Source organism: Polaribacter sp., assembly GCF_051251875.1.
Lineage (GTDB): Bacteria > Bacteroidota > Bacteroidia > Flavobacteriales > Flavobacteriaceae > Polaribacter.
In genome coordinates, this window is record NZ_JBPOGL010000026.1 from 25873 (window position 1) to 49290 (window position 23418).

22 protein-coding genes are annotated in these 23418 nt (G+C 29.2%); all 22 read left to right on the forward strand.

Annotation, left to right across the window (positions count from 1 at the left end):
- Positions 1 to 63 precede the first annotated feature (63 nt).
- Entirely contained in the window at positions 64 to 1182 is a 1119-nt protein-coding gene (gene wecB / locus ACSHW5_RS11900; RefSeq protein ID WP_435676359.1) for a non-hydrolyzing UDP-N-acetylglucosamine 2-epimerase, read from the forward strand.
- Positions 1183 to 2394, forward strand: coding sequence for a UDP-N-acetyl-D-mannosamine dehydrogenase (gene wecC / locus ACSHW5_RS11905; RefSeq protein WP_435676360.1), 1212 nt, complete (start codon positions 1183 to 1185; stop codon positions 2392 to 2394).
- Between the two features lie 353 nt (positions 2395 to 2747).
- Positions 2748 to 3179 (forward strand): adenylyltransferase/cytidyltransferase family protein, encoded by a 432-nt coding sequence (locus ACSHW5_RS11910; RefSeq protein ID WP_435676361.1) that lies wholly within the window; start codon positions 2748 to 2750, stop codon positions 3177 to 3179.
- A gap of 120 nt (positions 3180 to 3299) precedes the next feature.
- Entirely contained in the window at positions 3300 to 3722 is a 423-nt protein-coding gene (locus ACSHW5_RS11915) for an adenylyltransferase/cytidyltransferase family protein (RefSeq protein ID WP_435676362.1), read from the forward strand.
- A 220-nt stretch (positions 3723 to 3942) separates the two neighbouring features.
- Positions 3943 to 5265, forward strand: coding sequence for a UDP-glucose dehydrogenase family protein (locus tag ACSHW5_RS11920; protein ID WP_435676363.1), 1323 nt, complete (start codon positions 3943 to 3945; stop codon positions 5263 to 5265).
- A 5-nt stretch (positions 5266 to 5270) separates the two neighbouring features.
- Positions 5271 to 6221: a GDP-L-fucose synthase family protein gene (locus tag ACSHW5_RS11925; protein WP_435676364.1), complete on the forward strand. Its 951-nt coding sequence runs from the start codon at positions 5271 to 5273 to the stop codon at positions 6219 to 6221.
- A gap of 184 nt (positions 6222 to 6405) precedes the next feature.
- The gene (locus tag ACSHW5_RS11930; RefSeq protein WP_435676365.1) at positions 6406 to 6750 is read left to right on the forward strand and encodes a four helix bundle protein; all 345 of its coding nucleotides are present in this window, start codon (positions 6406 to 6408) and stop codon (positions 6748 to 6750) included.
- 164 nt (positions 6751 to 6914) lie between these two features.
- Positions 6915 to 8042, forward strand: coding sequence for a GDP-mannose 4,6-dehydratase (gene gmd / locus ACSHW5_RS11935; protein WP_435676366.1), 1128 nt, complete (start codon positions 6915 to 6917; stop codon positions 8040 to 8042).
- Between the two features lie 87 nt (positions 8043 to 8129).
- On the forward strand, positions 8130 to 9314 hold the full coding sequence (locus ACSHW5_RS11940) for a cytidylyltransferase domain-containing protein (protein WP_435676367.1): 1185 nt from the start codon (positions 8130 to 8132) through the stop codon (positions 9312 to 9314).
- A 23-nt stretch (positions 9315 to 9337) separates the two neighbouring features.
- Positions 9338 to 10201: an N-acetylneuraminate synthase family protein gene (locus ACSHW5_RS11945; RefSeq protein ID WP_435676368.1), complete on the forward strand. Its 864-nt coding sequence runs from the start codon at positions 9338 to 9340 to the stop codon at positions 10199 to 10201.
- A gap of 111 nt (positions 10202 to 10312) precedes the next feature.
- Positions 10313 to 11731 carry a lipopolysaccharide biosynthesis protein gene (locus ACSHW5_RS11950; protein WP_435676369.1) on the forward strand — a complete coding sequence of 473 codons (1419 nt, stop codon included), beginning with the start codon at positions 10313 to 10315 and terminating at the stop codon, positions 11729 to 11731.
- A 70-nt stretch (positions 11732 to 11801) separates the two neighbouring features.
- Entirely contained in the window at positions 11802 to 12242 is a 441-nt protein-coding gene (locus ACSHW5_RS11955; protein WP_435676370.1) for an acyltransferase, read from the forward strand.
- Between the two features lie 125 nt (positions 12243 to 12367).
- A complete protein-coding gene (locus tag ACSHW5_RS11960) occupies positions 12368 to 13708 on the forward strand; it encodes a hypothetical protein (RefSeq protein ID WP_435676371.1) in 1341 nt (446 codons plus the stop codon).
- A 141-nt stretch (positions 13709 to 13849) separates the two neighbouring features.
- A complete protein-coding gene (locus tag ACSHW5_RS11965; RefSeq protein ID WP_435676372.1) occupies positions 13850 to 14818 on the forward strand; it encodes a glycosyltransferase family 2 protein in 969 nt (322 codons plus the stop codon).
- 502 nt (positions 14819 to 15320) lie between these two features.
- A complete protein-coding gene (locus ACSHW5_RS11970) occupies positions 15321 to 16220 on the forward strand; it encodes a hypothetical protein (protein ID WP_435676373.1) in 900 nt (299 codons plus the stop codon).
- A 27-nt stretch (positions 16221 to 16247) separates the two neighbouring features.
- On the forward strand, positions 16248 to 17414 hold the full coding sequence (locus ACSHW5_RS11975; RefSeq protein WP_435676374.1) for a glycosyltransferase: 1167 nt from the start codon (positions 16248 to 16250) through the stop codon (positions 17412 to 17414).
- 38 nt (positions 17415 to 17452) lie between these two features.
- Entirely contained in the window at positions 17453 to 18346 is an 894-nt protein-coding gene (locus tag ACSHW5_RS11980) for a sugar transferase (protein ID WP_435676375.1), read from the forward strand.
- Positions 18347 to 18373: 27 nt separating this feature from the next.
- A complete protein-coding gene (locus ACSHW5_RS11985) occupies positions 18374 to 19363 on the forward strand; it encodes an FAD-binding oxidoreductase (protein WP_435676376.1) in 990 nt (329 codons plus the stop codon).
- 9 nt (positions 19364 to 19372) lie between these two features.
- On the forward strand, positions 19373 to 20149 hold the full coding sequence (gene rfbF / locus ACSHW5_RS11990; protein ID WP_435676377.1) for a glucose-1-phosphate cytidylyltransferase: 777 nt from the start codon (positions 19373 to 19375) through the stop codon (positions 20147 to 20149).
- A complete protein-coding gene (gene rfbG, locus ACSHW5_RS11995) occupies positions 20137 to 21210 on the forward strand; it encodes a CDP-glucose 4,6-dehydratase (protein WP_435676388.1) in 1074 nt (357 codons plus the stop codon). The genes rfbF and rfbG overlap by 13 nt, the downstream gene beginning before the upstream one ends.
- Positions 21211 to 21212: 2 nt before the next feature.
- Positions 21213 to 22538, forward strand: a complete 1326-nt coding sequence (rfbH, locus tag ACSHW5_RS12000; protein WP_435676378.1) for a lipopolysaccharide biosynthesis protein RfbH — start codon at positions 21213 to 21215, stop codon at positions 22536 to 22538.
- Between the two features lie 7 nt (positions 22539 to 22545).
- A complete protein-coding gene (locus ACSHW5_RS12005; RefSeq protein ID WP_435676379.1) occupies positions 22546 to 23418 on the forward strand; it encodes an NAD-dependent epimerase/dehydratase family protein in 873 nt (290 codons plus the stop codon).

The window sequence follows — 23418 nt, forward strand, 5'->3', positions numbered from 1 at the left end:
AAAGCAATACTTCAACTTTAATTAACTTGGGTTTAAATAGTATCAGTTTATCAATTGATTGAAATGAAGAAGAAAATCCTTATTATTTTTGGAACACGACCTGAGGCAATTAAAATGGCGCCATTAATCAATAAGTTTTTAGGTGATAGTAGGTTTGAAACGAAGGTTTGTGTAACTGGTCAACATAAAGAAATGTTAAACCAAGTTTTGAGTTTTTTTAATATTATTCCAGATTTTGATTTGAGTTTAATGAAACCGAATCAGAATTTATACAACTTAACAGCGGAAGTACTTGAAGGATTAAAACCTATTTTAGAATCATTTAAACCAGATTTTGTATTTGTTCATGGAGATACAACTACAAGTATGGCTGCAAGTATTGCTGCTTTTTATGCAAAATCAAAAGTTTGTCATGTAGAAGCAGGCTTAAGAACAAATAATTTATTGTCTCCTTTTCCTGAAGAAATGAATAGGCAAGTAACAAGTAGAATTGCAAGTTATCATTTTGCACCTACAAGTAAAGCTCAACAGAATTTATTAAAAGAAAATGTTGTAAAAGAGACTATTTTAGTTACCGGAAATACAGTAATTGATGCATTATTAGAAAGTTCTTTGAAGGTTGTAGATTTAGAAAATGAAGAAATTATTTCTATAAAAAAGACAATTCCGTTTAAGAATAAAATTATTTTAGTAACCGGACATAGAAGAGAAAATCACGGTCAAGGATTTTTAAATATTTGTGAGGCTCTTAAGAAAATTGCAATTCAAAATCCTGATGTAGAAATAGTGTATCCAGTTCATTTGAATCCGAATGTTCTAGAACCAGTAAATACACTTTTAGGAGGTGTTAAAAATATCCATCTTTTACAACCGCTTTCTTATCCTACATTTGTTTGGTTAATGAAACTGTCTTATTTAATTATAACAGATAGTGGTGGCGTACAAGAAGAAGCACCAAGTTTGGGAAAACCCGTGTTGGTAATGAGGGACACAACTGAAAGGCCTGAAGCGGTAGAAGTTGGTACGGTTATTTTGGTGGGCACAAATACCAAAAAAATTATACAAGAAACACAAGAATTATTAGATAATTCAGTTAAATATAACTCTATGAATTCTTTACATAATCCTTATGGAGATGGAAAAGCTTGTGAAAGAATTATTGATTTTATTTCAAATTTATAAATGAGTAAAGTAAAAGTAGTAACAATTGGATTGGGGTATATTGGTTTACCTACTTCGGCATTAATTGCTAAAAGTGGTATTCATGTTCATGGGGTAGATATTGATGAATCCATTGTAAATACTATTAATCAAGGGAAAACACATATTGTAGAGCCAAGTTTAAATATTGCAGTAGAAAATGCTGTTAACAATGGATTTCTAAAGGCTAGTTCAGCACCTGTTGAAGCTGATGTTTATTTAATAGTTGTACCCACTCCGTTTAAAGGAAATCACGAACCTGATATTTCTTATATAGACGCAGCTACAAGAAATATTATTCCGTTTTTAAAAGAAGACGATTTATATATCATAGAATCTACATCACCAATTGGCACAACAGAAAAAATGATGAATCTTATATATACAATAAGACCATTATTAAAAGGAAAATTAAACATTGCTTATTGCCCAGAAAGAGTTTTACCAGGAAATATAATGCACGAATTGGTGCATAATGATAGGGTTATTGGTGGTATTGATGAAAAATCTACACAAAAAGCGATAGAATTTTATAAGCAATTTGTAAAAGGAGAATTGCATGCTACAAATTCAAAAACAGCAGAAATGTGTAAGTTAATAGAAAATTCATCTAGAGACGTTCAAATTGCATTTGCAAATGAACTTTCTTTAATTTGCGATAAAACGGGTATTAATGTTTGGGAATTAATAAGTTTAGCAAACAAACATCCAAGGGTAAATATTTTGCAACCTGGTTGTGGCGTAGGCGGACATTGCATTGCTGTAGATCCCTATTTTATTGTGTCAGATTACCCAATGGAATCTAAAATTATTGGAATGGCAAGAGAAGTAAATAATTACAAGTCTTTTTGGTGTGCAGAAAAAATTCAGAATGAAAAGTTGAAATTTGAATTAAAACATGGTAGAAAACCTAGTATTGCTTTAATGGGATTGGCTTTTAAGCCCAATATAGATGATTTACGCGAATCTCCAGCAAAATACATTGCTCAGAAAGTTTTACAAAATACCAACAATGAAGAATATTTTATTGTAGAACCCAATATTACAGAACATACTATTTTTAAACTTACAAATTATAAAGAAGCATTTAAAAAAGCAGATATTGTAGCGTATCTTGTTGCCCATAATGAGTTTAAAACATTGCCTGTAGATGCAGATAAAGTGGTTTTAGATTTTTGTGGTGTTAATAAATGATTAAATTTTTAGTAAAAATTTTTTATTGAAGCTTGCTTTTTTATGAAAGATAGAATCTTTGAAATCCCTTTATTAACAAGTGAAAAAAGCAATGGCTTATCTTGATAGAATTCGTTTTAGAGTTTTATTTATAAAAGTGGTATTTTCTTTAAATTTTGAAAATACGGCTTTTCCTGATTGATTTAGATTTATATTTTTGTAAGTTGTTAGATGTAAGTCTCTCTTTATGAGATTCTTAGGTTTATATGGTTGTTTTTTTCATTGTTATCAAATTTAATATTGAAATTATCCCCGTTTAGAAAGCACTATTTATTATAAAATAATTAACATATATTTGCAAAAAAAATAAATTTATGAAAATCGGAATTACCTTTAGTGCTTTTGATTTATTTCATGCCGGACATGTAAAAATGTTAGAAGAGGCAAAAATGGAATGTGATTATTTAATTTGTGGATTACAGACCAATCCTACTTTAGATCGTCCAGAAAAAAATATGCCAGTACAATCGGTTGTTGAGAGATACATACAGTTAAAAGGATGTAGGTTTGTAGATGAGATTGTGCCTTACGCAACAGAACAAGATTTAGAAGATATTTTAAGGTCTTTTAAAGTAGATGTGCGTATTATAGGAGATGAATATGCTAGCAAGCAATTTACTGGAAGAAAATATTGTGAAGAAAAAGGGATCGATTTGTTCTTTAATAAAAGGGAGCACCGTTTTTCAAGTAGTGGACTCCGTAAAGAGGTTCAAGAGAAAGAAAATTTAAAAAAGAAGGACAAATAAAGTAATATTTACTTTTTTATTGTGCTTTAAATATGGATTTCTTATTTACTACTATTAAAGGAGAAAAGAATGGGAAACCTATTTTGACACTTAAAAATTAAACATATATTTGCAAAAAAAATGAAAAAGCTAATCATAGTTTCTGGTTATTTTAATCCTATTCATAAAGGACATTTAGAGTATATTAATAATGCAAAAGCTTTGGCCGATGAATTGTTGGTAATTGTAAATAGCGATTTTCAAAGGGGTTTAAAAGGTTCTAAGGAGTTTCAAAAGGAAGAAGAACGTTTGTTTATTGTACAAAATATTAAGTCGGTAGACAAAGCCATGGTTTCTGTAGATAAAGATAGAACCGTTTGTGGATCTATACGTGCTATTCATGAGAAGTATGGAAATGAATATCAATTGGGTTTTGCAAATGGCGGAGATCAAGATAATAATTCTATTCCAGAAGCACCTGTATGTAAAGAGTTAAATATTGATTTAATAGATGGTTTAGGAGATAAAATTCAATCATCTTCTTGGTTGTTAAAAAATAATTAGATTTAAAAAAGAAGCACTTATTTCTAAGTGTTTTTTTGTGTCTTAATTAGAATGAAATTACCATAGATTTATAAAGAGGTATTTAGACGTAGAAGCTAAATATTAAATCAGTTTTCTAATAATAAGTATTTAGAAAATTAAATAGTTGCACAGTTTTAAGTAAAGTCTTGTTTACAAATTGTGAAAAAAGAAAGAAATTTTAAAAAAAAAAATAAATAGTATGAATGTTACTGTAGTTGGGTCAGGTTATGTTGGTTTAGTTTCTGGTACTTGTTTCGCTGAAATGGGGAACAAAGTTACGTGTGTAGATATAGATCAAAAGAAAATTCAAAAATTAGAGGAAGGAATTATTCCAATTTTTGAACCAGGTTTAGAACAAATGGTTTTAAAAAATGTAAAGAATAAAAATTTATTTTTTACGACCAATTTAGGAAATGCTATTAGTGATGCAGAGATTGTTTTTATAGCGGTTGGTACGCCAATGGGCGATGATGGTTCTGCTGATTTACAATATGTTTTAGCTGTAGCAAAGTCTATAGGTGAAACAATGAATAAAAGATTAATTGTTGTTGATAAATCTACTGTTCCTATTGGTACGGCAGATAAAGTAAAGGCAACTATTCAAGCAGAGCTTGATAAAAGAAATGAAGTGATTGAATTTAGTGTAGTTTCTAATCCTGAGTTTTTAAAAGAAGGGGCAGCTATAGATGATTTCATGAAACCAGATAGAGTAGTGATTGGAGCTGATTCTGAGTATGCTTTTGAGTTAATGAAGCAATTATACTCTCCATTCTTTAGAACTCATGATCGTTTTATAACGATGGATATTCGTTCTGCAGAAATGACAAAATATGCTGCAAACACCATGCTAGCAACAAAAATTTCATTTATGAATGAGATTGCTAATATTTGTGAAAGAGTAGGCGCGGATGCAAATATGGTTAGAATAGGTATTGGTTCAGATAAAAGAATTGGTTACAGTTTTATATATCCAGGAGCAGGTTACGGAGGTTCTTGTTTTCCTAAAGATGTAAAAGCTTTAAAGAAAATTGCAGAAGAGAACGGATATAAAGCAAACTTAATAGAATCTGTAGAGAATGTTAATGATGCTCAAAAATTGGTGATTGCAAATAAAATTGTAAAACGTTTTGGAGAAGATTTATCAGGAATGACTTTTGGTTTATGGGGATTGGCTTTTAAGCCAGGTACAGATGACATGAGAGAAGCACCAGCAATTTATATTGTAAAAGAATTGGAAAAAAGAGGGGCAAAAGTAAAAGCTTATGATCCAAAAGCAATTGAGGAATCAAAAGAATTTTACTTAAAAGATGCTAAAAATATAACGTATTGTACTTCTAAATATGAAGTGTTACAAGATGCGGATGCTTTAATTTTGTTAACGGAATGGAAAGAGTTTAGATCTCCTGACTTTGTTGAAATTAAACAACAACTAAAGAATCCAATTATTTTTGATGGTAGAAATCAATACAATGCTTTTAACTTAGAAGAAAAAGGATTTGAATATTTTCAAATAGGGAAATAAAACAGATGAAAAAAGATACTAAAATTTATATTGCAGGGCATAGAGGTATGGTAGGTTCTGCGGTATGGAGAACTTTAGAAAAAAAAGGGTATACAAACTTAATCGGAAAATCTAGTAAAGAACTTGACTTAAAAGATCAGGTAGCGGTACTTAATTTTTATCATACAGAAAAACCAGAAGTAGTTATAGATGCCGCAGCAAAAGTAGGAGGTATTTTGGCTAATAATAATTTTCCATATCAGTTTTTGATGGAAAATATGCAGATTCAAAATAATTTAATTGACAGTGCTTTAAAAACAGGAATTGATAAGTTTATATTTTTAGGGAGTTCTTGTATTTATCCAAAATTTGCTCCACAGCCTTTAAAGGAAGAGTATCTGTTAACAGATACTTTAGAACCAACGAATGAGTGGTATGCAATAGCAAAAATTACAGGAGTAAAAGCATGTCAGGCCATAAGAAAGCAATTTCAAAAAGATTATGTAAGCTTGATGCCTACAAATTTATATGGAACACATGATAATTTCGACTTAAAATCATCTCATGTATTGCCTGCAATGATTCGTAAATTTCATGAAGCTAAACTTAAGAACAATGAGCCTGTTGAATTGTGGGGTAGCGGAACTCCTATGCGCGAGTTTTTATATGTAGATGATATGGCGGAAGCTGTAGTTTATGCATTGGAAAATGAATTACCAGAATATTTATACAATGTAGGTTCTGGTAAAGATATTACTATTAAACAATTGGCAGAAACCATTCAAAAGGTAATAGGTCATCAAGGACAAATTGTTTGGGATGCAGAAAAACCGGATGGAACTCCACGAAAATTGATGGATGTTTCTAAAATGAAAGAAATTGGATGGCAATATTCAACAGAATTAGAACCAGGAATACAAAAAACGTATACTTGGTTTTTGGAAAATATAGAAAATTTTAAAGAAGTTAAATTATAAAAAATCGTATTTCGTCTTTCGTTTGCCGTCCATCGAACAACGAACAACGAACAGCGAACAACCAAAAACGAACAACGGATAACGAAATCGTTTCTCGTACATCGCTTTTCGTCCATCGACTAACGACCAACGAACAACGAACAACGAAAATCGACCATCGAAAGACGACCAACGACCAACAAATATGGAATGTAAACTAGAGGTTTGGAAACTAGCGCATCAGTTAACTCTTGATGTATACCAAGTTTCAAAAAACTTTCCTTCTTCAGAAAAATTTGGATTAACCAATCAGGTAAGAAGAAGTTCTAGTAGTGTTCCAACAAATATCATAGAAGGGCAAGGGAGGCAGTATAAAAAGGAATTTATTCAGTTTTTATATATTGCTAAAGGCTCGTTAGAAGAAGCCAATTATCAATTGTTCTTGGCAAAAGATTTAGAGTATATTTCTAAAGAAGAATATAAGAAATTGTTTGATCTTTGTACGAGAATTAAAATGATGTTATATAAATTAATAAAATCACTAAAGTGAAAAATTGTTTTTCGTCCATCGTTTCTCGTCCAACGTCCATCGAACAACGAACAACGAATAACGACCAACGAATAACGACCAACGAAAAACGAATAACGACCATCGAACAACGAATAACGACCAACGAAAAACGAACAACGATCAACCAACAAAGAACAACGAACATGAAAGTAGCATTAATTACAGGAATTACAGGTCAGGATGGATCTTATTTAGCAGAATTGTTATTAGAAAAAGGATATATAGTACACGGTGTAAAAAGGAGATCATCTCTTTTTAATACCAATAGAATAGATCATTTATACCAAGATCCACACGATCCAGATCAAAGATTGAAATTACATTATGGAGATTTAACAGATTCTATGAATTTGACTCGTATTATCCAAGAATGCCAACCAGATGAAATTTATAATCTAGGAGCCATGTCTCACGTAGCGGTTTCTTTTGACACACCGGAATATGTAGGTAATGTTGATGGATTAGGAACGCTAAGAATCTTAGAAGCTGTAAGGATTTTAGGATTAGAAAAGAAAACAAGAATTTACCAAGCATCTACCTCTGAGTTATATGGTGGTATGCCAGAAAATAAAAATGAAAGAGGTTTTTATGATGAATCTTCTCCATTTTATCCACGTTCTCCATACGGAGTTGCAAAAATATATGGTTTTTGGATTACTAAAAACTATAGAGAAGCCTATGACATGTTTGCATGTAATGGTATTTTATTCAATCATGAGTCACCTAGAAGAGGGGAGACTTTTGTAACAAGAAAAATTACGCGTGCAGTAGCTAAAATAGCTTTAGGATTACAAGAAAAAGTATTTTTAGGAAATTTAGAAGCAAAACGTGATTGGGGCCATGCCAAAGATTATGTTCGAATGATGTGGATGATTTTACAAGCAGATAAACCAGAAGATTGGGTAATTGCAACAGGTGTAACAACAACTGTAAGAGACTTTGTACGTTTGGCTTTTGAGGAAGTTGGCATCGAAGTAGAATTTAAAGGAGAAGGTGTTGATGAAAAAGCTTTTGTAGTAGCTTGTAACCATAAAGATTTTCAAATAGAAATAGGGAAAGAAGTGTTATCTGTAGACCCATCTTATTTTCGTCCAACAGAAGTAGATTTATTAATTGGAGATCCAACAAAAGCTAAAAAAGAATTAGGATGGATTCCTGAGCATGATTTAGCTTCTTTAGTGAAAGACATGATGGAAGGAGATGTTGCATTAATGAAGAAAGATGTTGATTTATTAAAAGCAGGTCATGAAATTTTAAAGCAGGCTGAATAAAGTTAAAAGAATAAGAATGATTTTCAATAAAAAAAATTGGTGATTTTAGTTTTTTTTGATTGAATAATAATAATAATAATAATGAATATGGAGTTAAACAAGAATATTAGAAAGTCAGTAGCTATAATTCCATTGAGGAAAGGTTCTAAAGGAATTCCTGGTAAAAATAAGATGAAGATCTTAGGAAGAAGACTTTATCAATGGTGCTTAGGTGAGGCAATTTTTTCAAAATTGGATGAGGTTTATATTTTTACTGATGATGAAGAAATTATTGATCAAGTTGAAAAAGAATACCATTGGACTGATAAAGTAAAGGTAATTAAAAGGTCTGCGGAAAATGCAAATGACATAGCTAGTACAGAGGCTGCCATGTTTGAATTTGCAGAAAAAATACAATGGGATTTCGAAATTATTTGTTTATTACAAGCTACATCGCCTCTAACTTGTAGAAACGATATTAATAATGTTTTGGCTGATATTAATGATAACGATTTTGATTCAGTGTTAACCGTAGTGAAAACAAAGCGTTTTATTTGGAGTGAAGATTCAAAAAGTATAAACTATGATTACAAATCTAGACCTAGAAGGCAGGATTTTGAGGGACTAAGAATAGAAAACGGAGCTGTTTATGCCTCAACAAAAGAACAGTTTTTAAAATCTAAAAATCGTTTAGGAGGTAATATCTCTATGATAGAGATGCCTGAGGATACTTTAACAGAGATAGACGAAATTAGTGATGTATTGATAATAGAAAAATTATTATTAAATAGGCTTAACTCTTTTAAAAAATCAATTTCTAAAATTAAGTTGTTAGTATTAGATGTAGATGGTGTTTTTACACCTGGTACTGTTGGGGTAACTGGAAGTGGAGAGCTTGAAAAGTTTTTCTCTTTGCGTGATGGTATGGGATTAGAAAATTTAAGGCTAAGTGGTGTTAATGTAATTGTAATGACTTCTGAAGATTCACCAATAGTTGCCTCAAGAATGGCTAAATTAAAGTTAGAACTTTATATGGGGGTTAAAGATAAATACTCTAGATTAGACAACGTTTTAAAGCAATACTCTCTAACAAGAAATGAAGTTGCTTACGTTGGAGATGATGTAAATGATTTGGTTAATATTAGCTCTGTATTATGGGGGTTTTGCCCCAATGATGCTGTAAACGAGGTAAAGCCCTATTGTGATTTTATATTAAATAATAATGGAGGAGACCAAGCAATAAGGGAAGCTTGCCAGTTTATTATAAATTATAATAAAAGAATAATTGAATAATTGAATAATTAAATTTTTAAAAAATGAATAGAGCTAAAGTAATTGCTGAAATAGGTTGCAACCATAAAGGAGATATGGAAATTGCAAAGGAATTGATTAAAGTTGCAAAAATATTTTGTAAAGCAGATGTTGTAAAGTTTCAAAAGAGAAACAATAAAGAACTTTTAACAGAAGAGCAATACAACGCAGTTCATCCAAATCCTGTAAATTCTTATGGAGAGACTTATGGAGCTCATAGAGAGTTTCTAGAGTTTTCTTTAGAACAAAATAAAGAGCTAAAAGAATATTGTGAGGATTTAGGTATTGTTTGGTCTACTTCTACTTGGGACTTAACATCTGCAAAAGAAATAGCAAGTTTAAATCCTGAGTTAATAAAAATACCATCTGCATGTAATAATAATTATGAAATGTTAGGTTATTTATGTGAGAATTATGGAGGAGAAATTCATTGTTCTACAGGAATGACTACTAAGGATGAAATAGAAGACTTGGTTTCTTTCTTTGAAAGCAAAGGGAAAAATAAAGACTTGGTATTGTATAACTGTACATCAGGGTATCCAGTTCCTTTTGAGGACGTTTGTTTGTTAGATATTACACTTTTAAAAGAAAAATATGGACATAGAGTAAAGGAAATAGGTTTCTCAGGTCATCACCTAGGAATAGCTGTTGACATTGCAGCGTATACTTTAGGTGCTACATGGGTAGAAAGACACTATACTTTAGACAGAACTTGGAAAGGTACAGACCATTCTGCTTCTTTAGAGCCAGCAGGTTTACGTAAGTTAGTAAGAGATTTGAGAGCTGTTGAAAAAGCACTTACTTACAAGCAAACAGATATTTTAGCTATAGAAGCTGTTCAAAGAGAAAAGTTGAAAAATAGAAAATAATTAATCATATTAAAATAATTAAGAAGAAATACTTATTTGTTTAATTACTGAAGGTATTTCTTCTTTTTTAATTAAATTATTTTCCTTTTTTTAGGAGTCAAAAGAAAATAAATGTTAAAAAAATTAGTTTCTCATACTGCCATATACGGCTTAGCACCACAGATCCCAAAAATTTTTAGTTTACTTGCATTACCAATAATAACAAAAGATTTAACGGATGTAGATTACGGAGTTTTTGGAGTAGTTACGGCTTATACAGCTGCTGTTTCAGTTCTTTCTACATTGGGACTTAGGTTGATTTTAGTAAATGGTTTTTATTATTATCCTGGTCAATATAAGTGGGTTTGGAGACAGATCTATGGTTTTTTAAATATTTGGAATCTCTTATTTTCTTTTTTATTAGGTTTTTTTGTTTATTTAATAATTCCAATTGAAGCTATTGAGAATAGGATTACATTAGTTTTATTAATTGTAACACCATTTATTTTTTTCAAGGCAACTTCATTAGTTGGAATGACCTATTATCAATTACAACAAAAACCTTTACAAATCGCATTAAGAACTTCGGTTTTTGGAATTTTGACTGTTATTATGAACTTGTTTTTTATAAGTTATTTAAAAATAGGGTTTATGGGGTGGTTTTGGACAAACTGTATTGTTGGATTATTAACTAATTTTTCTTATTTGTATCCGATAAATATAAAATATAAAATTTCTCCTATTTATAATTTCAAATATAGGTTAATAAAAAAAAGTTTAAAAGTTTCAATTCCCATAATTCCACATCATTATTCAGCTTACTTGGTAGAAAGCTCAGATAGAATGGTAATGGATGTAGTTGAAACATCAACAGGAGATATAGGTAAATACAATATTGCCTATAGCATTGGGAATCTTTATAGTTCTTTGGGGGTTGCAGCAGGTTATGCCGTCGGGCCAATGATGAATAAAATGTATAAAGAAAAGAATGATAGAGGAGCTAGAGATTTAATTTTTATATTACAGATAGGTTTCTTTTACATTACATTTGTAAGTTGTATGTGGATGAAAGAAATATTTAATATTTTAATTAATAATGATGTATTAAATAAAATGTATTATTTGGCTATAATTATAGCCATGTCTTACAATTATAGACCCATGTATTTAGGTGCTGTAAACAAACTATTTTATAAAGAAAAAACTAATTTTTTATGGAAACTAACATTTACTGTTGGTCTAATTAATTTAGGGTTAAATTTTATCTTTATTCCCGTGTTTGGTTTTGAAGCTGCTGCTTTTACTACATTCTTATCTTTAATGTTAATGGGGTATGCCGGCTATTATCTAAAAGTGTTTAAGGAAGAGAATGAAGTTAATTACTATCAACTTTACTGGCTTTTGACAACAGTACTATTAACTGTAATAGTTTATTTTATTGTAGAATTCAATACTTCGTTAAAATTTTTATTATCTATAATCTTTACATTAATAACATTGGTAATTTTATATTTTTTTATAAAAACAAAGAAAATTCATGATTTTAATTAAAATTTATTTCAAATTATTAAAAATTCATCAGAAATATTTAAATAAATACTACCATTATAATATTATTAAAATGGCAAAATCAGTAGGTTCAGGTCTAAAAGTTAACGGAAAATCATTAGTTAACAATAAAACATTTTTAGGTAATAATGTTAATTTTAATGGCATGATGTTTAATGGTAAGGGAAAGGTTGTTATAGGAAATAATTTTCATTCAGGTAAGAATTGTCAAATAATAACAAGTATTCATAATTTTGATAAAGGAACTGCAATACCTTATGATAATACTTATATTCTAAAAGAAACATTTATAGGAAATAATGTTTGGTTTGGAAATAATGTTATAATTCTAGGAGGTGTTACCATCGGAGAAGGTGCGATAATACAAGCAGGTAGTGTAGTGGTTAATAACATACCAAAATACTCAATAGCTGGAGGACATCCAGCTAAAGTTTTCTCTCAAAGAGATATTAATCACTATGATAAGTTAAATGAAATTGGTCAATATCATTAAATTTAGTAATTATAATGGAGTTTAAAGAAAGAAAAAAGATAATAGATTTACTTGGTTCAATAGAAAAGAATCACCCTGTTCATGAATGGAATTATAAGGGTGTTCCCATATGGCTTATTTTGAAGATGAAAGGTTTTTTTGTTAATTATGATAAATCAGAAAGGAAAAAACCAAGTAAAATTAGTATTTATAAAGGTAAAATTTTAAGAGGCTTTAAGCTTATTTATAACTATTTTATCGGTTTTTATAATGTAAATATAAGTAAACCAAAAAGTGTTGATAATTTATTTTTGAGTGAAGAACATTTTAGAGTTTCTTGGGAAGGTAATACATTTAATAAACATTTTGATCCTATGATGGATTTTTATGAAGCTGAAAATTCAGAGAATTCTTTATCTCTAGGTATGTTTCAAGTAAATAGAAATTATTATAAGAAACATAGATTGATGAATTTGGAAAGCTATCATGCTTATTTTAGAATAAATGGAAAAAGTCAATCTTTGTGTTTTAAAGATTTTAAAGATTTTAATTATGTAATAGAAAAAATATCAAAACAGATTGAAGTTCCTTCAGAAACAATAAAAAAAGATATAAATGAAATGTTTAATCGATTACTCCTGTGGGAAAAAATAGCTAATTTCCTTCTTGAAGAAATAAGACCTAAAAGAGTTTTTTTATTATGCTATTACACTATTACACATTTTGGTTTTATTTTGGCAGCTAAAAAGAGAGGTATTACTTCTATAGATATGCAGCATGGTGGTCAAGGAGAGTTTCATCCTTTTTATAATTTTTTAAATATTCCTGAAAATGGATTTACAATTTTACCTAATGTTTTTTGGAGTTGGGATAAGAGTTCTTCTAATTCTCTAAATAAAATGTTTTCTAAAACTAAAGACCATAGAACAATACTGGGTGGAAATATTTGGGCGGATTATTTGTCTGATGCCAGAATAGATTTAAATACAGAAAAAAAAATTATTATGTATTCTATGCAAACTAATAGTATTCCAGTTTTACATGATTACATAATTAAGGGAATTAAAAGTAGTTCAAATGAATATATTTGGTGGTTGAGATTACATCCAAGAATGAAAAAACTAGAAATTGAAGAGTTGTTATTAACATTAGAAAGTGAAAATCTTTCAGATAAAGTCAAGATAGATTATGGTACAGAAACTCCTTTACCACTTATTCTGACAAATTGTTATGCACACTTATCTCACTTTTCAGGATGTATTTTAGAAGCGACTTTATTAAAAGTGAACATTAATGTAGTAATAGGAGAAATAGGATATAATTTTTATAAAGAATTAATTGATAATAAGGAAGTTCTTTATTTTAACCCAACTAAAAAGAATAACTTGTTTACTTATATAGAAGAAATTGCAGGAAAACTTGTTATAGACAACAAAAATGATGAATCTTTAAATTATAAAAAAATAATTAAAGAAAAGTTAATTTAGCTTATGAACGAATCTAAACAAATACAATTAGAAAAATTAGATTTTTATTTTTGTTTAATAAGTTTTAAAGTTAGTAATAATTATTAATAACAAGAGTTTATTGTGTTTATCACGTAAAAATAATTAATTTATAATAATTCTATGGAAGAATGTATAAAACCATTAGTTTCAATCTTGATTCCTATGTATAATTCGGAGGATTATATTAATGAAACATTAGATTCTTGTTTAAGTCAAAAATATAAAAATATTGAAATTATTATCGTTGATGATGAGTCAACAGATTCGAGCTATAAGATTTGTGAAACATATGCTGCGCAATACAAATTTATAAAGGTATACAAGCAGTTAAATTCTGGAGCACCAGCTGCTAGAAATTTAGCATTTAAAAAATCTAAAGGAGAATTTATACAATATTTAGATGCAGATGACTTATTGAGTGATGATAAAATTGAGGGCCAAATAAATATATTAAAAAATGAAGATGATTCAACTATTTCTTATTGTAAATACAGTAGATTTACAGATGATATAGAGAAATCAATATTGAATCAGAATTCTATATCTATAAACTATACTAGGTCTATTACTTTTTTTAATTATTTATTAAAAACAGGTTGGTTGCAAACCAGTTGTTGGTTAGTCCCTAGAAAACTAATAATTTCTACTGGAGATTGGAGGCAAGATTTATCTAGAAATCAAGATGGGGACTTTTTTGGACGGGTTATTTTAAATTCTAAAAAAGGAATTTATTCTAATAAAGGAGAGGTCTTTTACAGAATATTAAATCCAAACTCCATTACAGCTAAAAAGAAAGATGTGTTGTATTTTGAGAGTTATATAAAATCCTTTTATCTTTGCGCGGATTTTATTATCCTGAATGGAAAATTAAATGAGAATTATTATATAGCTAAGATGATGAATGGTCTTTGTGAAAGACTTGTTGTGATGAATTCGAAAGAGGTGCAAAATGGAATTGATAAAATTAATGATTTGGGTTTTGCAAGTTTAAATAAGTTACAGCATCCTATTATTAGAATTTTAAAATATGTTTTTGGATATAGAATTTCTATTCTCATAAAGATGAAAATTCTTAAGTTATTAAAGTAAATATTATAGAAAAAATTGTAATAAGTAAAGACCGTGGTTTATTTTTTTGGAGATGTTGTTTTACAGAACATAAATAATTAGCTTCATAAAGGTTTATTTTATTAAGAAAAAAGAATAAATTAAAAATTAAGAAAGAGTTATGATAAATCGGGAAAGGGTTGTTTTTTTCTTTGTAATATTTATATTGTTTTTAGCAATTTATTTCCCACCTTTAAAATTTTTAGTAATATCACCAGAATATTTACTAATATTTTTAGGGTTTGTATGGTCTATTATACATTTTAAATGGTTTTTGAGTGCATTTCTTAAAAAAGGAATTATTTTATATTTTATTATACAAATTATTATAATAGCCTATTCTTATTATATAGATTCAATTCATACACATGCGTACCGCATGGAATTAGTAAGTTTGTATTACTTTAAGCAATTGAGGCTTTTAGTAAACGCATTTTTTATATGTCTAGCATTAGCGGTATATTTGCATCATAAAAAATGGTCGGTGGATAAGTTATTAGAAGGTTTTGTAATAGTTGGGTTTGTACAAGGTATGATAGCTTCTATTATGTTTGTTGCACCAGCTGCAAAAAATATGCTTTTAGGATTAATGAATCTTACTTTTTTAGAGGAGTCTAAAGAAGGTATTTTTATGTTTAGAATTTTCGGCCTTTCATCTGAGTATTTATTTGCCTTTCCTGTTTTTCAGGGTTTAGTACTAATGATTATTTTTCTTGAGATTATAAATAGAAAATATAGGTACGTAAAATACATTCCCTTTATTTTAATTAGTATTATTTTTAATGCAAGAATTGGCTTGTTTGCTTTACCTGTGGTCTTTTTAGTTTACTTTTTGTATTTACCTTCCCAAAGAAATTCTTTCAAACTAATATTTAAATATCTTAGAATTTTAATTTTTGCAGGTTTTTTTTTAGCTTTTTGTGGTTTTTTAATGATTCAAGTTATAGGTTTTGAGAATTTTGAACAAACATTTTTTAGAGGAGTTGGCTCTGGTAAGTCTAAAGGACATTTGTATACACTTTTTGATAAAATGGTTTTTTGGCCAAAGACAACTTCAGGTTTTATTTTTGGTGAGGGTAGATACTTGTTTGGCAATGAATATGATGAAAATTCTGATATGGGGTATATTAATTATCTTTTATTTGGAGGTTTAGTTTATATTTTTGTTTATTTCTATAATCTAAAAAGAGTATTATTTCGAAATATGAAAAATGTAAACATTAGGTATAAAGTTTTAATTACAAGTTCATTTGTTTTAATCCTTATTAGTAATTTTAAAGGCTCTATTTTATCTAATAATGGTTTTATTAGAGCATTGTTAATTTTGGTGTTTTTACATATTCTGAATGCAAATAAAAATAATTTTATTAAAATTAATAACTAATTTTCATATTACGATCTTAAAAAAAACATGAACTTATTATTTTTTGACATACAAATTACAGGACATCATATAGAATATATAAATCATATTCTAAAATATTTGTCTACTAATAACAACTCCCAAAATAATTATTATTTTGTGGTGCATCAAAATTTTTTATCAACCAATACAGAGGGAGTTAAGTTAGTGTCTGCATTTAAGAATATTATTTTTATAGAAGTCTCTACATTACAAATTGAAAGTATAGAAGTTGGTAATAAGGTTAAAAAATCAATAAATAATACAAAACTTGTAAAAAGTTATGTAGATCAATTAAATATAGATGTTTGTTATTTAATGTTTTTCAATAATTTTCAAATTGGGCTAGGATTTGTAAAAATGGCTTGTAGAGTAAAAGGTATTCTATTTATGCAATTTACAAATATGAAAATAAGTTCTTTAAAAAGTTATTATTACTATTTAAGAAGATTGTATCCTCTTCTTTTGGCGATGCATAATAAAAGTATAGATTCAATTTTTTTATTAAACGATAAACAAAGTGCATTAATGCTTAATAATAAGTTTAAAAAGAAAGATGTATTTAAGTACTTGGTAGACCCAATACCAATAATAAAACCAATTAAAAATTTTTCTTTAAAAGATCAATATGATATTGCTGCAAATAAAAGCGTTTTTTTACATTTTGGATCATTGTCAGATCGTAAAGGTGTGATAGAGATTATTGCTGCTACATATTTATTAGAAGAAAGAATTCAAAAAAAAACTACTATTTTAATAGTGGGTAAAACGAGTGATAAAATTTTAGAAAAACAAATTTTAGAAGATATAGAATTGGCAAATAAAAAAACATTCACACAATTGATTTGGGATAATAGTTTTGTAGCTAATTCCAAAATGGCTTCTTTGTTTCTAAAAAGTAATTATATTTTAATGCCCTACAAAAATCCAGAGGCTTCTAGTGGTATTTTAGGACATGCTATGTATGCGAATAAGCCAGTAATAGGACCATCATTGGGTTTAATTGGTCGAATCATAAAAGAGAATAAAATGGGGGTTTGTTTAGCTAGTATCGATCCTAAAAATATAGCAGATGCCATGAGTAAAATTGAAACAATTGAGTACAATAGTAGATCTACAGATACATTTTTACAAGAACATACACCTAAAAACTTTGCTCATACTCTGCTATCATAAAATGAATATATCTTATAGAGTTAAAAATTAAATACTATATGAAAAAGAATGAAGAATACGCACCTATATGCCTTTTTACATATAATAGATTTGAAGAAACAAAAAAAACTGTAGAAGCTCTTCAATTAAATAATTTAGCACCCAAAAGTGTTCTCTACATTTTTTCTGACGGTTGGAAAAACGAAGAAGGAAAGGAAAAGATAAATAAAGTTAGATCCTTTTTAAAAACAATTACAGGTTTTAAAAAGATTACTATTTTTGAGCCTAAAGAGAATAAAGGACTTGCTAAATCAATAATAACAGGAGTAAGTCAGGTTATAAATCTATATGGTAAGGTAATTGTTTTAGAAGATGATTTAATTACATCACCTAACTTTTTAGATTTTATGAATCAGGCTCTTGATTTTTATAAAGAAAATAATCAGGTATTTTCAATTTCAGGATATTCAATGAATTTAACATCATTAAAAAAAACAAAAAAAGATTATTATATTGGTTATAGAGCTTCTTCTTGGGGTTGGGCAGCTTGGAGTAGATCTTGGAATGATATTGATTGGGAGATTAAAGATTATCATGAATTTAATAAATCTATATTTTCAAAAATTAAATTTAACAGAGGAGGTAGTGATTTGTCTAGGATGTTAAGTAATCAAATGAAAGGAATTATTGATTCATGGGCTATTAGGTGGTGTTACAATCAATTTAAGAGGAACCAATATACTATTTTTCCTTCTTTATCAAAGGTTGTAAGTATAGGTTTTGGAGAGGAAGCAACTCATACAAAAAACACAATACGTTTTGATACTGTTCTAGATACAAGTAATCAATCTATTTTTGTTTTTGATACAGTAGTCAAGGCTGATAAAAAATTATTAAAAGAATATAAAAGCAAGTTTTCTGTCTATTCAAGATTGAAAGATAGGTTATTATAATATAATGAATCATAGAAATAAAATTTTATGTTTGAAATAAGATTAAAGAATAATAAGACCTTTTCTTGCGAAAAGGAAACAACTATATTTGATTCAGCAAAATCAGCTGGAATCATTTTAGAGCATAGTTGTCTTACGGCTAGATGTAGAAGTTGTGTAGTAAAAGTGTTAGAAGGAGATACTTTTAATAAATTAGATGAATTGGTTTTATCGGATGAAGAAAAAAGTAAGGGATTTGTATTGTCCTGTAATGCCAAACCATTATCAAATCTATCTTTAGATATTGAAGATTTAGGAGATATTGTTTTATACGATAAAAAGATTGTTCCTGCCAAAATCAATTTAATTGAGAAGATTACCAAAGATGTAATTAAAGTAATTTTAAGGTTACCACCAAATGCTAATTTTAAATTTATTTCGGGTCAATACGTAAATTTAATAAAAGGAAATATAACTAGAAGTTACTCTGTTGCTAATAATTTTTTAAATAATAATCAATTGGAGTTTTATATCAAAAGATATGAAAATGGTTTGATGAGTAAATATTGGTTTGAGGAAGCTAAAGTAAATGATTTGTTAAGAATAGAAGGTCCATTAGGTTCTTTTTTTCTTCGAGATTCCGATAGTGAAAATATTATTTTTTTAGCAACAGGTACAGGAATAGCTCCAGTAAAGTCTATTATTGAAGGGATTTTAGAATTTCCGGAGAACTTTAAAGAAAAACAAATATGGATATTCAATGGAGCTCGATATGAAGAAGATTTGTTTTGGAACCCGGGATTGTTAAGTAATCTTGACATCAATTATGTACCCGTTTTATCGAGAGCTAATGAAACTTGGAATGGAGCAACTGGTTATGTTCAAGATGTAGTTTTAAAGCATGATATTAAATTAGAAACTTCACAAGTTTATGCTTGTGGCTCAAATGAAATGATTGAATCATCAAAAAAACTTTTTATAAAAAACTCATTGTCAGAAAATAATTTTTTCTCTGATGCATTTATTTGTACTAATTAAAAACAAACTATGAAAGCAGTAATTTTAGCAGGAGGTCTAGGAACAAGACTAAGTGAAGAAACGGTATCAAAACCTAAACCTATGGTAGAAGTTGGTGGTAAACCAATTTTATGGCACATTATGAAAACTTATTCCCATTATGGAATCAATGAATTTATTATTTGTTGTGGATATAAAGGTTATGTAATAAAAGAATATTTTGCCAATTATTTTAAGCATCAATCAGATTTAACTTTCAATATGAAAGATAATAAAATGATTGTACATAAAAAAAGAGCAGAACCATGGACGGTTACTTTAATAGATACTGGTGATGAATCTATGACAGGAGGGAGATTAAAAAGAGTATTACCTTATCTAGAAGAAGAAGAAGCTTTCTGTTTTACGTATGGAGACGGAGTTGCAGATATTGATATAAAGGCATTATTAGAGTTTCACAAATCACATGGAAAAGACGCTACGCTTACCGCTACCTTTCCTCCAGGAAGATTTGGAGCATTGGAAATTGTAAATGGAGCAGTAAAACAATTTCAAGAAAAACCAAGAGGTGATGGTGCATTGATAAATGGAGGCTTTTTTGTGTTATCTCCTAAAGTAATTGATAGAATTGATGGAGATAAAACAGTTTGGGAGCAAGAACCCCTTAAAGGATTGGCAAAAGACGGTGAATTAATGTCTTTTAAACATGAGGGTTTTTGGCAACCAATGGATACATTAAGAGATAAAACGCATTTGGAAGAATTGTGGGATACAAATAAAGCACCTTGGAAAGTATGGAAGGATTAAAAGGAAAAGTGAATGCTTCTTTTTGGGCAGGGAAAAGAGTTTTTTTAACTGGTCATACAGGATTTAAAGGAAGTTGGGTTACTTTATGGCTCGAATCTATGGGAGCTATTGTAAAAGGGTATTCTTTAGAAGCAAATACAGAACCTGCTTTGTTTCATAAAGCTCAAGTAGCAAAAGGTATAGAATCTGAAATTGGAGATATTAGAGATTTGAAAAAAATTTCTAAAAGTATGTCAGATTTTAGTCCAGATATTTTGATTCACATGGCTGCGCAGCCATTGGTACGCTTGTCATATATAGAACCTGTAGAAACCTATACAACAAATGTTATTGGAACGGTAAATGTTTTGGAAGCAGCAAGGTTATGTTCCAACTTGAAAGCAATTGTTTCTGTTACTACGGACAAATGTTATGAAAATAAAGAATGGGAATGGGGCTATAGAGAAAATGAACCTATGGGAGGTCATGATCCATATAGTAGTAGTAAAGGGTGTGCCGAATTGGTAACTTCAGCCTATAGACGATCTTTTTTTAATACAAAAGAAACAGCTTCTTTAGCTTCTGCAAGAGCTGGAAACGTTATTGGTGGTGGTGATTGGGCAGATGATAGATTGATACCAGATATTTTAAATGCTTTTGAAAAATCTGAACCTGTAGTTATTAGAAATCCCTTGTCTACCAGACCTTGGCAGCATGTATTGGAACCGCTTTCGGGATATTTGGTTTTGGCAGAAAAATTATATATTCATGGAGATGAATTTGCTGAAGGTTGGAATTTTGGTCCTAAAGATGATGGTTGTAAACCTGTAAATTGGATTTTAGATAAAATGGTCTCTAATTGGGGAGAAGGAGCTAGTTGGGAACTAGATACCAATAGCAATCCTCATGAAGCTGGGTTTTTAAAATTAGATTGTTCAAAAGCTGCAACCAGATTAAATTGGCAGCCAAATTGGAACTTAGAAGAAACATTAGAATTAATAATTAACTGGCATCAAAAATTCCTTAAAGGAGCTGATGTTAGAGAAGAATGTATAAAAGAAATTAATAAATATTACCAATAATAATGGAATCACAACAAAAATTAGATAATTTAAGATTAGAAATTTCAGGTTTAGTCGCTAAATACGCTGAAGAAGTATACAAACCAAAAGGATTTGTTCCTAATGAAACAGTGATTCCTCCTTCAGGAAAAGTATTGGGAGAAGAAGAATTGCAAAATATGGTATCAGCCTCTTTAGACGGATGGCTAACTACTGGTAAATGGAATAAAGAATTTGAAGAAAAATTAGCAGCTTTTTTAGGTGTTAAGTACTGTTTGTCTGTTAATTCTGGTTCATCGGCTAATTTGGTTGCATTTAGCGCGTTAACATCTCCAAAATTAGGAGATAGAGCAATTAAAAAAGGAGACGAAGTGATTGGTGTTGCGGCAGGCTTCCCTACTACTGTAAATCCAATTGTACAATTTGGAGCAATTCCTGTTTTTGTAGACGTAGATATTGCAACACACAATGTAAATGCAGATCTAATAGAAGCTGCAATTACTCCGAAAACAAAAGCTATTATGTTGGCTCATGCTTTAGGGAATCCTTTTAATTTAGGTAAGGTTGTTGAACTTTGTAAGAAATACAACTTGTGGTTGATTGAGGACACTTGTGATGCCTTAGGTGCAGAATATGATGGACAAAAATGTGGTACTTTTGGCGATATTGGTACTTTAAGTTTTTATCCTGCTCATCATATGACTATGGGAGAAGGAGGAGCCGTTTTTATGAATGACCCAGAATTGAAAGCAATTGCTGAATCTTATAGAGATTGGGGTAGAGACTGTTATTGCCCACCAGGATGTGACAATACTTGTGGTTGTCGTTTTGAACAAAAACACGGTGAATTACCATTTGGCTATGACCACAAATATGTATATTCACATTTAGGATATAATTTAAAAATTACGGACATGCAAGCCGCTTGTGGAGTTGCACAATTAGGGAAGTTAGAAGGTTTTATTAAAGCTAGAAGAGCTAATTTTGCTTATTTACATGGTAAATTACAAAGTTTAAATGATTTTATACACTTGCCAGAACCAACACCAAATAGCAATCCTTCTTGGTTTGGTTTTCCAATAACATTAAAAGAGGGCTGTGGTGTTAAAAGAGTTGATGTAACAAAATTTTTAGATTCTCATAAAATAGGTTCTCGTTTGTTATTTGCAGGTAATTTATTAAAACAACCTTATTTTAAAGATATTGAGTATAGAGTTGTAGGAGATTTAACGCACACTGACAAAACGATGAATGATACTTTTTGGATTGGAGTACAACCAGCACTTAATCAAGATCATTTAGATTTTGTGGTAGAGAAATTAGAAGAATTTTTTGGATTAAATTTTTAATTGAATTATGAATATACTCTTAACTGGAGCTACAGGTTTCCTAGGAAGCTATTTATTGGAAAGTTTTGTATCAAGAGGTTTTAAAGCTGTAATTTTAAAAAGATCAACTTCTCAGACTTACAGAATAAATCATCTTTTAAAAGAAGTTAAATCTTACGATATAGATTTATTATCAAGTTTAGATATCGTTTTTGAAGAAAATAAAATAGATGTAATTGTACACACAGCCTGTAGTTATGGAAGGAGAAATGAAAGTTTGGTAGAAATAGTTAATTCAAATTTAATTTTTGGATTAACTTTAATGGAGTTAGGAATTAAAAATAAGGTTAAAACTTTTATTAATACAGATTCATTATTACCAAGAAACTTAAATAATTATAGTTTGTCTAAATCTCAATTATCAGATTGGTTGCAAAAATTCTCGAATGATATTCAAATTATAAATTTAAAGGTTGAACATATGTATGGTCCTAAAGATGATACTAAAAAATTTCTGCCGTGGTTGATTGATGAAATGATCAATGGGACAAAAGCAATTAATTTAACATCAGGAGTTCAAAAAAGAGATTTTATTTATATTGATGATGTCGTTTCAGCCTTTAATTCCGTAATACAATCTAGAGATAATCTAGATAATTGGAATGAGTTTGATGTTGGAACAAACTTATTTATAAGAGTGAAAGATTTTGTATTGTTAGTTGCTAACCAATTAGAAAAAGTAAATAATATTAAAATAATTACTAAACTTAAATTTGGGGCTATAGCTTATAGAGATTCAGATATAATGGTTCCAGAATTAGATAATTCAAATTTATTACGTTTAGGGTGGAAGCCAAAAATTTCCATTGAAGAAGGAATTCAAAAAATTTTAAAAAAATAA

What these genes read in the sequence shown, in the direction of transcription:
- wecB (WP_435676359.1), top strand. Translation starts at nt 64, where the DNA reads ATGAAGAAGAAAATCCTTATTATTTTTGGAACACGACCTGAGGCAATT.
- wecC (WP_435676360.1), top strand. Translation starts at nt 1,183, where the DNA reads ATGAGTAAAGTAAAAGTAGTAACAATTGGATTGGGGTATATTGGTTTA.
- ACSHW5_RS11910 (WP_435676361.1), top strand. Translation starts at nt 2,748, where the DNA reads ATGAAAATCGGAATTACCTTTAGTGCTTTTGATTTATTTCATGCCGGA.
- ACSHW5_RS11915 (WP_435676362.1), top strand. Translation starts at nt 3,300, where the DNA reads ATGAAAAAGCTAATCATAGTTTCTGGTTATTTTAATCCTATTCATAAA.
- ACSHW5_RS11920 (WP_435676363.1), top strand. Translation starts at nt 3,943, where the DNA reads ATGAATGTTACTGTAGTTGGGTCAGGTTATGTTGGTTTAGTTTCTGGT.
- ACSHW5_RS11925 (WP_435676364.1), top strand. Translation starts at nt 5,271, where the DNA reads ATGAAAAAAGATACTAAAATTTATATTGCAGGGCATAGAGGTATGGTA.
- ACSHW5_RS11930 (WP_435676365.1), top strand. Translation starts at nt 6,406, where the DNA reads ATGGAATGTAAACTAGAGGTTTGGAAACTAGCGCATCAGTTAACTCTT.
- gmd (WP_435676366.1), top strand. Translation starts at nt 6,915, where the DNA reads ATGAAAGTAGCATTAATTACAGGAATTACAGGTCAGGATGGATCTTAT.
- ACSHW5_RS11940 (WP_435676367.1), top strand. Translation starts at nt 8,130, where the DNA reads ATGGAGTTAAACAAGAATATTAGAAAGTCAGTAGCTATAATTCCATTG.
- ACSHW5_RS11945 (WP_435676368.1), top strand. Translation starts at nt 9,338, where the DNA reads ATGAATAGAGCTAAAGTAATTGCTGAAATAGGTTGCAACCATAAAGGA.
- ACSHW5_RS11950 (WP_435676369.1), top strand. Translation starts at nt 10,313, where the DNA reads ATGTTAAAAAAATTAGTTTCTCATACTGCCATATACGGCTTAGCACCA.
- ACSHW5_RS11955 (WP_435676370.1), top strand. Translation starts at nt 11,802, where the DNA reads ATGGCAAAATCAGTAGGTTCAGGTCTAAAAGTTAACGGAAAATCATTA.
- ACSHW5_RS11960 (WP_435676371.1), top strand. Translation starts at nt 12,368, where the DNA reads ATGAAAGGTTTTTTTGTTAATTATGATAAATCAGAAAGGAAAAAACCA.
- ACSHW5_RS11965 (WP_435676372.1), top strand. Translation starts at nt 13,850, where the DNA reads ATGGAAGAATGTATAAAACCATTAGTTTCAATCTTGATTCCTATGTAT.
- ACSHW5_RS11975 (WP_435676374.1), top strand. Translation starts at nt 16,248, where the DNA reads ATGAACTTATTATTTTTTGACATACAAATTACAGGACATCATATAGAA.
- ACSHW5_RS11980 (WP_435676375.1), top strand. Translation starts at nt 17,453, where the DNA reads ATGAAAAAGAATGAAGAATACGCACCTATATGCCTTTTTACATATAAT.
- ACSHW5_RS11985 (WP_435676376.1), top strand. Translation starts at nt 18,374, where the DNA reads ATGTTTGAAATAAGATTAAAGAATAATAAGACCTTTTCTTGCGAAAAG.
- rfbF (WP_435676377.1), top strand. Translation starts at nt 19,373, where the DNA reads ATGAAAGCAGTAATTTTAGCAGGAGGTCTAGGAACAAGACTAAGTGAA.
- rfbG (WP_435676388.1), top strand. Translation starts at nt 20,137, where the DNA reads ATGGAAGGATTAAAAGGAAAAGTGAATGCTTCTTTTTGGGCAGGGAAA.
- rfbH (WP_435676378.1), top strand. Translation starts at nt 21,213, where the DNA reads ATGGAATCACAACAAAAATTAGATAATTTAAGATTAGAAATTTCAGGT.
- ACSHW5_RS12005 (WP_435676379.1), top strand. Translation starts at nt 22,546, where the DNA reads ATGAATATACTCTTAACTGGAGCTACAGGTTTCCTAGGAAGCTATTTA.